Source organism: Sphingomonas sp. Leaf5, from assembly GCF_001421155.1.
Taxonomy (GTDB): Bacteria; Pseudomonadota; Alphaproteobacteria; order Sphingomonadales; family Sphingomonadaceae; genus Sphingomonas.
The window spans coordinates 159,188-170,821 of sequence record NZ_LMJZ01000023.1; the positions used below are offsets into that span (position 1 = coordinate 159,188).

The following is an 11,634-nucleotide window of genomic DNA, read 5'->3' on the forward strand; positions in this document are numbered from 1 at the left end:
GGCGCACGTTGCGACTTTCGCAGCGGTATCGCGCAGGGATGGAACCGAAGTGGCGGCGATCCTATGCGTGCGCTTGACTGCCCGGCTCCATCGGCCATGTTCGGCGGCGGGAGGGCGGCATGATCGGTTGGCAGGACGAAGACGGCCGGGTGCATCGCGGTTCGCTGTTCGCGGCCTTCGCGGCGCTGGCGGACGGGCAGGCGTGGAGCTTTCCGGCACTGCGCCCGCACCAGCGAGAGCCTTGGCATGCGTTTACGGTACAGGTGGCGGCGATGGCGCTGATCCACGCCGATACCGACACGCGGCCGACGGGAGAGGCGGCATGGCGCGACCTGCTGATGGGCATGACCCCCGACCTGCCCGAAGCATGGGAACTGGTCGTCGACGACTGGTCGAAGCCGGCATTGCTCCAGCCACCGACGCTCGCCCCGACCGACCGCGCCGCGTACAAGAACCGCATCCCCACGCCCGACGCGCTCGACATGCTGGTGACCGCGAAGAATCACGACCTGAAACAGGAGCGCATGGCCGGTGCCAGCGATGAGGACTGGCTGTTCGCATTGGTGACGTTGCAGACGACCGAGGGGTTTCTGGGTGCCGGCAATTACGGCATCTCGCGCATGAATGGCGGCTTCGCGTCGCGCATGAGCCTCGGCATCCGGCCGCTTGGCGGCGCGGCACGGGCCTTCGGACGCGACGTCGCGCGGCTGGTCGCCGATGCCCGCGCGCGACCCGACCGGCGGGCCGGCACCCTGCTGCTGTGGACCGTGCCGTGGGACGGCACCCTGTCGCTGGCCTATGACGGGCTCGACGAACTCTATGTCGAAATCTGCCGCCGGGTGCGGCTGCGGCGCACGCCTGCGGGCATCGAGGCGCTGGCCGCCGGGTCGAAATGCGCCCGCGTCGCGGCATCCGACCTGAAGGGCGCGACGCTCGACCCATGGGCACCGATGAAGGCGGACGGGTCGACCAGCCACACCCCCAGCGGCGCGGGCTTCGGTTATCGACAGATGGCGACGCTGCTCGACAAGGCGAAGATCACCCTCCCCCGGCTGGCCAAGGCCGATCCCGCCGACGACCGGGAAGGGCTGGCGATCGTCGCCGCCGCACTGGTGCGCGGACAGGGCAAGACCGAGGGACTGCACCGCCGCACGGTCCGCACCCCCGGCGCATTGCGCGACGCAGGAGGCCGCCCCCTGCCGATCGACCGCATCGGCGAAGTCGCCGGCAAGCGCGCCGAAGAAGGATTTCAGGCCAGCCGCCGTCTGAGCCGCGCGTTGATCTCGCTGGTACAGGGTGGCCCGGACAAGGCACGGCTGGACGATGATTCCGCGAAGAAGAAGATCGAACGCTGGATGAACCGGTTCAACGAAACGGTCGACGGCATCTTCTTCGACGGACCGTTCTGGGCAGAAGTCACCGCGACCGATGACAATCATCGCATGGCCTGGCGAATGACGCTGCGCGACGTCGCGACCGACACCTTCGCCATCGCCGCCGAAGCCGCGCCCGGTACCGAGGTTCGCCGGGTTCCGGCCCGCGCCCGCGCCGGATCGCTGCTCCACTACGAGATGAAGAAATGGGTCGAGGAGGCCGAACATGGCGAGTAACCCCGCCGCGACGGGCGCAGCCCCGGCAACGGCAACACCGCCCGACGACTGGATGCGGTCGATCTCACGCCAGTTGCACAGCATGTCGAGCGGCGACCGCGCCGCCTTGCGCCGCATGCGACCGACCAAATCGCCCGGTGCCGATGCCGTCGCCATCAAGATGCTGCTGCGCGCCGACGTGCCGCAATCGCGGATCGAGCGCGACTGGACCCGATTGCGCCTGATCGGTCATTTCGCCGGACTGTTGTCGGGCACCGCCGCGCTCTATCCGCACGACGAATGGCGTGGGGTCGGTGCGGCGCTGTTCGAAGCAGGCTTTTCCGAAAAGCGTCTGCTGCGCCTGCTTGCCAGCCGTGGCGAGGCGCTGGTCGATCAACTCGCGCTCGCCGTCCGCATCCTGTCGCGGGAGCGCCAGCCGGTGAATCTGTGGGACATGTATCACTTGCTGGGTGGCGATCCGATCAAATCGGACAGCGCCCGGCTGCGCATGGCGCGGCATTATTACGCCGCGCAGGCCAAATCGAACTGAGGGGATTTCGCATGACGACCACCGCAACCGACGGCATCGTGCCGAAATTCATCCAGATCCATTTCCTTGCGGCATGGCCGGGCGCATTGCTCAACCGCGACGATGCCGGCCTCGCCAAGCGCCTGCCCTTCGGCACCGCCACCCGCACGCGGGTGTCGTCGCAATGCCTGAAGCGCCACTGGCGCATGGCCGACGATCCCCGCGCGCTGCACGAACTGGCGAAGCGCAACGGCGTCGAGGGCGTCCGCTCGAAACAGGCGATCGAGCGCGAGGTCACCGGCCCACTGCGCGCCCGGTTCGACAAGGACATGGTCGACGCGGTCGAGGAAGCGTTCATCACCAAATTCTATGGCAAGAACGCGAAGGACAAGCAGCAGCGGCAGGCGTTGCTGTTCGGTCGCCCCGAACTGGCATGGCTGGCGTCCGAGGCCGAACGCCTGCTCGCCGAGAGCGCCAGCGCGGCCGGCGTGAAGGCGGCGGCCGATATCTGGGTCAAGGAACAGAAGAACAATCTGAACCAGTTGCGCGATCAGAACCTGCTGGCGGCATCGCTGGAGGCGGCATTGTTCGGACGGATGGTGACCAGCGACACCCGCGCCAATCGCGACGCGGCGATCCATGTCGCCCATGCCTTCACCGTCCATGCGATGCAGGCCGAGACCGATTATTTCACCGTCGTCGACGACCTCCGCGACCGGGAACAGGGTGACGATGCCGGGGCCGCCGGCGTATTCGACACCGAACTGACCTCCGGCCTCTATTATGGCTATGTCGTGGTCGATGTGCCGCTGCTGGTATCGAACCTGACCGGCTGCGACCGCAAGGACTGGACCGGCGACCACGACCGCGCGCTGGCGGCGCAGGTGGTCGAGCATCTCGTTCACCTTGTCGCCGAAATCTCGCCAGGGGCCAAGAAGGGATCGACCGCACCCTATAGTCGCGCCGAACTGGTGCTGGTGGAGGCGGGCGACCGTCAGCCGCGTACGCTGGCCAACGCCTTTCGCGATGCGATCGCGACCGATCACGATCCCGAAGGCTCGCTCGGTCAACGCACGGCGCACGCGATGGCAAAGCACCTCGCCGATTATGATACTCTCTACGAAACCGGCGAAGCCCGCCGCCTTACCGCGATGCCCGACCTGGCGCTGACCGGCATCGCCAACGGCCCGCTGCGGGAATTGGCCACCTGGGCCGGATCGGTCGTGCGGGACGCGGCTGCGTGAAACACCTGTTGCTCGATTGCGACGCGCCGTTGATGAGCTTCGGCGGCGATCTGGTCGATGCCTATGGCGTGGTGCGCGATTTTCCATCGAAATCGATGGTCGCCGGGCTGTTCGCCAATGCGCTCGGCTGGGAACGCTTCGACGTCGATGCCCATGCCGCGTTGCAGGGGCGGCTGGTGATCGGATCGGCGCGCGTGGTAGAGGGTCGGCGCGAGCGCGAGTTCCAAACCGCCCAGCTCGGTGCCAATGATCGCGGCTGGACCACGCGCGGCCGGGTAGAGGGGCGTGCGGGCGGTGCCGACACCTATAAATCGCCACATATCCGCTATCGCGACATGGATGCCGATGCCCGCGTCCTGATCGCATGTCGGCTGGAGCCTGCGGACGCCGCGCCCGATCTCGATGCGTTGGCGGAGGCGCTGCGCCGCCCCGAACGTCCGCTGTTTCTGGGCCGCAAGCCTTTCCTACCGTCGCGCCCGCTGCTGTTGGGCGAGGTGGAGGCCGACACCATCCCCGACGCGCTGGCGCTGGGGTTCGCGAAGATCGAGCTTCGCCGCCCCGCCGCGATCCGCGCGCAATGGCCGTTCGGCGAACCGACCGGCGGCGTCGTTGCACAGGATGCGCAGACCGAGGAACTGACCGACGAACGCCACTGGCCCGCCGGGGTCCATGCCGGGCTGCGTCGGGTGATGGTCGGACGGCTCGACTGGCCGGCGGTGACGCCGTGACCCTGCATCTGGCCCGCATCGGCATCCATGTCCGGGCGCTGGCGGCGTTCGCGGTGGCGCGGCGGCTGAGCGATGAGGATCTGGGCTATGCGCTGCATGCCGCACTCCTCGCACGGTTCGGCGATGCCGCGCCGCGCCCGTTCCGGTTCCTGCCCGACCATGGGAAGGGGCCGCATCTGCTGGGCTATGTTCGGGATCGTACCGCGTTCGACGACGCCGCAGCATTGCCCCCGACCGATACCGAGGTGCAGGCGGTGTTCGACGGCGAGCCTCAGCTACAGCCGATGCCCGGGACCTGGCGGGAAGGCGCGCGCTATGGCTTCGAAGTGCGGGTGCGCCCGGTCGTGCGGTTCGGCAAGACGGTTCGCGCGGCACGGGCCGGTCGCTCCGACGCATGGCAGCGCAACGCCGGGGAGATCGACGCCCATGTCGCCGCGCGCGAACGGATCGAACGGGCGGGCGGCGATCCCGACACGGTCGACCGGGCGGCGGTCTATATCGACTGGCTCGCAACCCGCCTCGCCGGTGCCGCGACGCTGGACCATGCCGACCTCCGTCTGTTCCGTCGCACGCGCGCCTTGCGCAACACCCATCGCAGCGAAGGACGCCGCACCCACCGGGTCGAAGGGCCAGACGCGCTGATCGGCGGAACGCTGACGATCGCCGATCCGGTGGTCTTCGCCGACTTGCTTGCCAAGGGGATCGGGCGGCATTCGGGCTTCGGCTATGGCATGTTGCTGCTCGCGCCACCGAACCGGGCCGGGTAGATGCTGTCGGGTCGCCTCGGCCTTGAAAAGGCGCGTATCCCCCATGCCGATCGGCAAGGGCTGGTATGGCTGGATCGCGGACGGCTGGAGGTGGAGGATGGCTGTCTGCGGTTCGTGACGGCGGGTGGCGGGGCGCTGGGCGCGGGCGATTACCAGATTCCGTATCACGCCATCTCGATCGTGCTGCTGGGACCGGGGTCGAGCGTCACCCATGACGCGCTGCGCCTGCTCGCCCGCCATGGTTGCGCCTTGGCGGCGATCGGCGACGGCGCGGTCCGTTTCTACACCGCGCCGCCGCTGATGCCCGACAGTTCGGCGCTGGCCCGCGCGCAGGTTCGCCGCTGGGCCGATCCGAAGCTGCGCATGGAAACCGCGCGCGCGATGTACGCGATGCGCTTCGGCGAAATCGTACGGACCCGCGACGTCGCCGTGCTGCGCGGACAGGAAGGCGCGCGGATCAAGCGCGCTTATGTCCTCGCCGCCGAACGCCACGGCATCGTGTGGAACGGTCGCCGCTACGACCGCGAAAACCCGGAGGCCGGTGACCTCGCCAACCAGGCGATCAACCATGCCGGATCGGCGATGACCGCTGCCGCAGCGGTTGCCGTCGCCGCGACCGGCGCGATCCCGCAACTGGGCTTCGTCCACGAAGATTCTGGGCAGAGTTTCGTGCTCGATATCGGCGACCTGTATCGCCACGACGTGCTGCTCGACATCGCCTTCGGTGCGGTGCGCGAAGCGCGGGCACGGGGGGCTGCGCCGATCGAACGGCTGGTCCGCAAACGCGCCGCCCTGCTCTTCCGCCAGCGCAGTGTCATCCCCGGCATGATCGACCGGATAAAGGCATTGTTGATGCCGGCCAGCGCGACGGAACCGCCCGGTTCATCTGCCGTGACGCCGCTCCCGTCCGATCCGGGCTGACGCCGTGCCGCTGACCGTCGTCATCACCCGCGACGTCGAGGATCGCTATCGCGGCTTCCTCGGCTCGGCGATGCTCGAACTCGCCCCCGGCGTCTATGCCCAGCCCCGCATGAGCGCCGGCGTGCGCGGCCGCATCTGGACCGTCGTCGAGGAATGGCACACCCGCCTGCGCCGTGGCAGCATCGTCATGTGCTGGGCCGAACCGGCATCGGCGGGTGGTCTCGGCCTGTCGGTCCTTGGCGAACCGCCCAAGGACGTGGTCGCGCATGACGGCATCCTCCTCGTCCGCCGCGCATTGTCGGGACGCCAGATGCCAGAACCGCCGGGGTGAGGCTTTGAAGGGTGCGCGACAGGCGATCTTTGACATCGTGAACGAAACGAGGCAGTTGACCGGCAGAGTCTCCCCCGCACCCGCGGGGATCGACCCAAGGCGTCGGACTGAGCTTCCCTTGCGCGCGCGTCTCCCCCGCACCCGCGGGGATCGACCCAAATCAGGCGGCGGCGATCTTGCGAAGGTCGGGTCTCCCCCGCACCCGCGGGGATCGACCCGCAGCCTTCTTCGCGCCCTTCAGCGCCCGAGCGTCTCCCCCGCACCCGCGGGGATCGACCCTCGGTCTCCCCCGCACCCGCGGGGATCGACCCGCAGCCTTCTTCGCGCCCTTCAGCGCCCGAGCGTCTCCCCCGCACCCGCGGGGATCGACCCGGATGGCATGACCGTCACGCTCGACTGCCGGCGTCTCCCCCGCACCCGCGGGGATCGACCCGGGTCTGCGGACCGAGAACGCCCGCCCGCCCGGTCTCCCCCGCACCCGCGGGGATCGACCCGACGGCGATATCGTCGTGCCGGTCGATGCGCGGTCTCCCCCGCACCCGCGGGGATCGACCCCAGGTGCGCAAAGCGGCCCGGTCGTCACGCCAGTCTCCCCCGCACCCGCGGGGATCGACCCCACCCTGTCCCGGCGCAATACCGGCACCGGGCGTCTCCCCCGCACCCGCGGGGATCGACCCCATGCGCAGGGGATGCAGCCGGCGACTGGTGCGTCTCCCCCGCACCCGCGGGGATCGACCCTTCGGGCAGTTCATGGCGAAGCTGACCGGCGTGTCTCCCCCGCACCCGCGGGGATCGACCCGGCTCAAGCTGGACCAGAAGGGTAAGGCACCCGTCTCCCCCGCACCCGCGGGGATCGACCCTTCGATCAGTTCGTCGCGATGCTTGTCCGAAGGTCTCCCCCGCACCCGCGGGGATCGACCCCTGACGAACAGACAGACGCACAAGCCGTCGCGGTCTCCCCCGCACCCGCGGGGATCGACCCCAGTCGTCGACCCTCATTACCAACGTCACGGAGTCTCCCCCGCACCCGCGGGGATCGACCCTTCCTCGACAGCGTCTGGCAGCGGCAGGAGGCGTCTCCCCCGCACCCGCGGGGATCGACCCTTGCGTACCCACGCGCGGCGGCTGCGCCACACGTCTCCCCCGCACCCGCGGGGATCGACCCCGGGTTGGGGCGCTCCCCAAGCGTGATCTATCGTCTCCCCCGCACCCGCGGGGATCGACCCTCTTTTCTTGCCGCGCGTAATAACAGGATTGAGTCTCCCCCGCACCCGCGGGGATCGACCCGTCGTCGGCCGAGTGATCTTCATCGGGCGGGTGTCTCCCCCGCACCCGCGGGGATCGACCCTTCGACGCTGCCTTCATCGATGAGGGTGAGAGGTCTCCCCCGCACCCGCGGGGATCGACCCTCGACCGGCTGCTTGTCACACAGCGCATTGTAGTCTCCCCCGCACCCGCGGGGATCGACCCTTTAGCGTTTGTCTGCAAGGCGGCGCTTCGGGGTCTCCCCCGCACCCGCGGGGATCGACCCTGCCAACAGCATCTCAGGCGTCGCACCATTGGGTCTCCCCCGCACCCGCGGGGATCGACCCAACGCCCCGCTCAAAGGCTTCCGCAGCGACACGTCTCCCCCGCACCCGCGGGGATCGACCCATTGTCAAAATCGATCGCATCCCCGACTGCGAGTCTCCCCCGCACCCGCGGGGATCGACCCGATCTTGACGATACGCATTTGCTATTCGATCAGTCTCCCCCGCACCCGCGGGGATCGACCCTTGTCCGCCGCTAATGATATCTTTGTCGGTAAGTCTCCCCCGCACCCGCGGGGATCGACCCAACAAGCCGGATCATTGGAACGATGACGTTCCGTCTCCCCCGCACCCGCGGGGATCGACCCGCCGCGACGTGCAAGCGGCCGAGGCCCGGTCCGTCTCCCCCGCACCCGCGGGGATCGACCCCGTGTTGGTTCCCAGCGCCGTAATTTCTAAGCGTCTCCCCCGCACCCGCGGGGATCGACCCGGTTTCAAGCGGCTCGGCATCTTCGTGAAACAGTCTCCCCCGCACCCGCGGGGATCGACCCGAGACGCTGAACGGTTGGCACCAGATTCCCGGGTCTCCCCCGCACCCGCGGGGATCGACCCGCGCCACATACCGCAGATCTTCATCTGTGGCGGTCTCCCCCGCACCCGCGGGGATCGACCTTTGGCTGCAGGTATCGCGGGAGGCGCGAAGATGTCTCCCCCGCACCCGCGGGGATCGACCCAACGACGGCGTGGTGAAGGTATCAGCCGCCGGGTCTCCCCCGCACCCGCGGGGATCGACCCACGCCAGCGAATTTGCTGCGAAGCTGTGGAAGGTCTCCCCCGCACCCGCGGGGATCGACCCTTCTCCCTTCCCGACCAGCGCGAAGGGCAGATGTCTCCCCCGCACCCGCGGGGATCGACCCTTTGCCAAGGATCGAAGCCTTTTCCGCGTCGTGTCTCCCCCGCACCCGCGGGGATCGACCCTGGCCGACACCTACGTCTTCGACACCGATCTTGTCTCCCCCGCACCCGCGGGGATCGACCCGACGCGACGGTGACGTTGACGGTGGAGCAATGGTCTCCCCCGCACCCGCGGGGATCGACCCGCGGTGCTTGCCGGGACGTCGTCGATGTTCGCGTCTCCCCCGCACCCGCGGGGATCGACCCGTTGATAAGCTGTTGGCGGTCTCCCGGATCGGGTCTCCCCCGCACCCGCGGGGATCGACCCATTCGACAGACTTCCTCGACGCTCATCCCGCGGTCTCCCCCGCACCCGCGGGGATCGACCCAAGCCAAGCCGCCGTTGCTAGGCAGCAAGAGTGTCTCCCCCGCACCCGCGGGGATCGACCCCAATACCCGGATGGAATGTAGAAGAGCATCCCGTCTCCCCCGCACCCGCGGGGATCGACCCTCTCCTGCCATGTGTATGCTCCTCAGGCTTGGGTCTCCCCCGCACCCGCGGGGATCGACCCACGACATGGATCGAGTCATCGCCCTTGCGCTTGTCTCCCCCGCACCCGCGGGGATCGACCCGCGGTCTAATGTCGAAAATCGAAAACGTGCCGGTCTCCCCCGCACCCGCGGGGATCGACCGACGACCGGCCCTTCAAGGATGGTGCCGCCGACGTCTCCCCCGCACCCGCGGGGATCGACCCTATGCCACGTCGATCATCTGCTGGAGCTGGCGGTCTCCCCCGCACCCGCGGGGATCGACCCGCCAGCAATGTCGTTCGCCGCACCTTCAATGTGTCTCCCCCGCACCCGCGGGGATCGACCCATCACCCTGGGCGGGCGCGGCGATCGGATCATGTCTCCCCCGCACCCGCGGGGATCGACCCCAGACGCCCGGCTTAAAGACCTGCTCGGCCCAGTCTCCCCCGCACCCGCGGGGATCGACCCCCGGCAGCGGTGTTCGGCACCGGACGCTTTCCGTCTCCCCCGCACCCGCGGGGATCGACCCAACATTCGCGGCGGGTATATTCAGGGTGGCCCGTCTCCCCCGCACCCGCGGGGATCGACCCTGCCTTGCGAGCGGACATGTCAGGCAGGGCAAGTCTCCCCCGCACCCGCGGGGATCGACCGGCGACGCGCGCGAGCGTGCGCTGCTCGACTGGGTCTCCCCCGCACCCGCGGGGATCGACCCGTCGCGTCCTGTAGCGCCTGTGTGTCGGCGATGTCTCCCCCGCACCCGCGGGGATCGACCCGATATATACGGAAATATCATGTCGCGCACAGGGTCTCCCCCGCACCCGCGGGGATCGACCCGACCGGAAGAACCCTTTGCCTTGCTCCAATCCGTCTCCCCCGCACCCGCGGGGATCGACCCCGCCTCGTGGATATCCTCGAAACGCGCATAGGGTCTCCCCCGCACCCGCGGGGATCGACCCCCTGTTGGCTGTAGTATGCGCCATCTCCCGTCGTCTCCCCCGCACCCGCGGGGATCGACCCTGGATCAGCGGACAAAGCTGGCGCTCGAAGCGGTCTCCCCCGCACCCGCGGGGATCGACCCTTCGCCAGCGCCATTTCCTGCGCCTTCTCGACGTCTCCCCCGCACCCGCGGGGATCGACCCCGGTCCGCAACGCGAAGAAGCCGAACGGCTGCGTCTCCCCCGCACCCGCGGGGATCGACCCTTCCGTGAAGAGACTTCCGGGAGCATACTTCCGTCTCCCCCGCACCCGCGGGGATCGACCCGCGGCCGGCATGGTCGCGGAAGGCACGGCCAAGTCTCCCCCGCACCCGCGGGGATCGACCCTTCCGTGAAGAGACTTCCGGGAGCATACTTCCGTCTCCCCCGCACCCGCGGGGATCGACCCGCGCCTGAACCAAAGCCGCGTGGCCCGCGAGCGTCTCCCCCGCACCCGCGGGGATCGACCCCCCGCCCATTGCTCGCTTGTCAGCCCTGCCGGGTCTCCCCCGCACCCGCGGGGATCGACCCCATGATCCTTGTCCCCGTCCGGCTTTCGCCCCGTCTCCCCCGCACCCGCGGGGATCGACCCAGAATGCGACGATCGTCCGCAAGCAGGCGGAGGTCTCCCCCGCACCCGCGGGGATCGACCCCACGGCAAGAGCGACCGCGCGCTTATCCCTAGGTCTCCCCCGCACCCGCGGGGATCGACCCGTTCTGCGGTAGGTCGAAGGTGGTCGCGATGAGTCTCCCCCGCACCCGCGGGGATCGACCCTGGCGCTGTGCTGTCGGCGTCTGGCCCTGTGAGTCTCCCCCGCACCCGCGGGGATCGACCCGGCGTTCGTATCGCCGGCGTCGGGATCGATATGTCTCCCCCGCACCCGCGGGGATCGACCCCACGATGAGTAACGAAACCGGGAACCATAACCGTCTCCCCCGCACCCGCGGGGATCGACCCGTTGACGGTCTGCGTCATGCGGTCGCCGATCGGTCTCCCCCGCACCCGCGGGGATCGACCCTTGCGCGCACGCACCGCCGATTCCAGACCCAGGTCTCCCCCGCACCCGCGGGGATCGACCCGCGACAGCTCGGCGCAGACCGTCAATCGCGTCGTCTCCCCCGCACCCGCGGGGATCGACCCCTCCTCAATGCGTCGCTTGGTCCCGGCCTCGAGTCTCCCCCGCACCCGCGGGGATCGACCCATGTTCTGCTGGAGGTCGAGCGCAACGCGCTGGTCTCCCCCGCACCCGCGGGGATCGACCTTGCGTGAACAAGACGCCGTTCAAAGTCCCGCCGTCTCCCCCGCACCCGCGGGGATCTACCCCGGCCCGTCGTTCTTCCAGGTTACCATGCTCGGTTTCCCCCGCACCCAGGGACTGTTTACACGAGGCGCGTTTTGGATTCTTCTGTGTTCCTTTGATTTGGGACGGGGAGGACAGGATGCGTTGTCCAGCGTGCGAGGGACCGACCTGATCAAGCGGGGCCGCAAGTCGGGCAATCAGCGCTATGTGTGCCGGGCCTGCGGTCGATACTGCACCGACAGCCAGCCCAGGTTCAGTGCCGAGACGAAAGCCCTGGCGATCGAGATGTACATGAA

At 69.1% G+C, this 11,634-nt stretch carries 7 protein-coding genes and 1 CRISPR repeat array; all 7 genes read left to right on the forward strand.

The window, feature by feature from the left end; all coding sequences use genetic code 11:
* Positions 1-119: 119 nt before the first annotated feature.
* From ASE50_RS16115 to cas2e, 7 genes are read left to right on the forward strand one after another with little or no spacing between them, the layout of a single operon-like run.
* The gene (locus ASE50_RS16115; protein ID WP_056402892.1) at positions 120-1,610 is read left to right on the forward strand and encodes a hypothetical protein; all 1,491 of its coding nucleotides are present in this window, start codon (positions 120-122) and stop codon (positions 1,608-1,610) included.
* Positions 1,600-2,139, forward strand: a complete 540-nt coding sequence (locus tag ASE50_RS16120; protein ID WP_082439071.1) for a type I-E CRISPR-associated protein Cse2/CasB — start codon at positions 1,600-1,602, stop codon at positions 2,137-2,139. The genes ASE50_RS16115 and ASE50_RS16120 overlap by 11 nt, the downstream gene beginning before the upstream one ends.
* Positions 2,140-2,150: 11 nt before the next feature.
* Entirely contained in the window at positions 2,151-3,362 is a 1,212-nt protein-coding gene (gene cas7e, locus ASE50_RS16125; protein ID WP_056402897.1) for a type I-E CRISPR-associated protein Cas7/Cse4/CasC, read from the forward strand.
* The gene (cas5e, locus tag ASE50_RS16130) at positions 3,359-4,090 is read left to right on the forward strand and encodes a type I-E CRISPR-associated protein Cas5/CasD (protein ID WP_200909567.1); all 732 of its coding nucleotides are present in this window, start codon (positions 3,359-3,361) and stop codon (positions 4,088-4,090) included. The genes cas7e and cas5e overlap by 4 nt, the downstream gene beginning before the upstream one ends.
* Positions 4,087-4,857: a type I-E CRISPR-associated protein Cas6/Cse3/CasE gene (locus ASE50_RS16135; protein ID WP_056402901.1), complete on the forward strand. Its 771-nt coding sequence runs from the start codon at positions 4,087-4,089 to the stop codon at positions 4,855-4,857. The genes cas5e and ASE50_RS16135 overlap by 4 nt, the downstream gene beginning before the upstream one ends.
* Positions 4,858-5,778 carry a type I-E CRISPR-associated endonuclease Cas1e gene (gene cas1e / locus ASE50_RS16140; RefSeq protein WP_056402904.1) on the forward strand — a complete coding sequence of 307 codons (921 nt, stop codon included), beginning with the start codon at positions 4,858-4,860 and terminating at the stop codon, positions 5,776-5,778.
* Between the two features lie 4 nt (positions 5,779-5,782).
* Positions 5,783-6,109, forward strand: coding sequence for a type I-E CRISPR-associated endoribonuclease Cas2e (gene cas2e, locus ASE50_RS16145; protein ID WP_056402906.1), 327 nt, complete (start codon positions 5,783-5,785; stop codon positions 6,107-6,109).
* 67 nt (positions 6,110-6,176) lie between these two features.
* A CRISPR array of direct repeats spans positions 6,177-11,361; the repeat unit is 29 nt; unit sequence GTCTCCCCCGCACCCGCGGGGATCGACCC.
* The last annotated feature ends 273 nt before the right edge of the window (positions 11,362-11,634 follow it).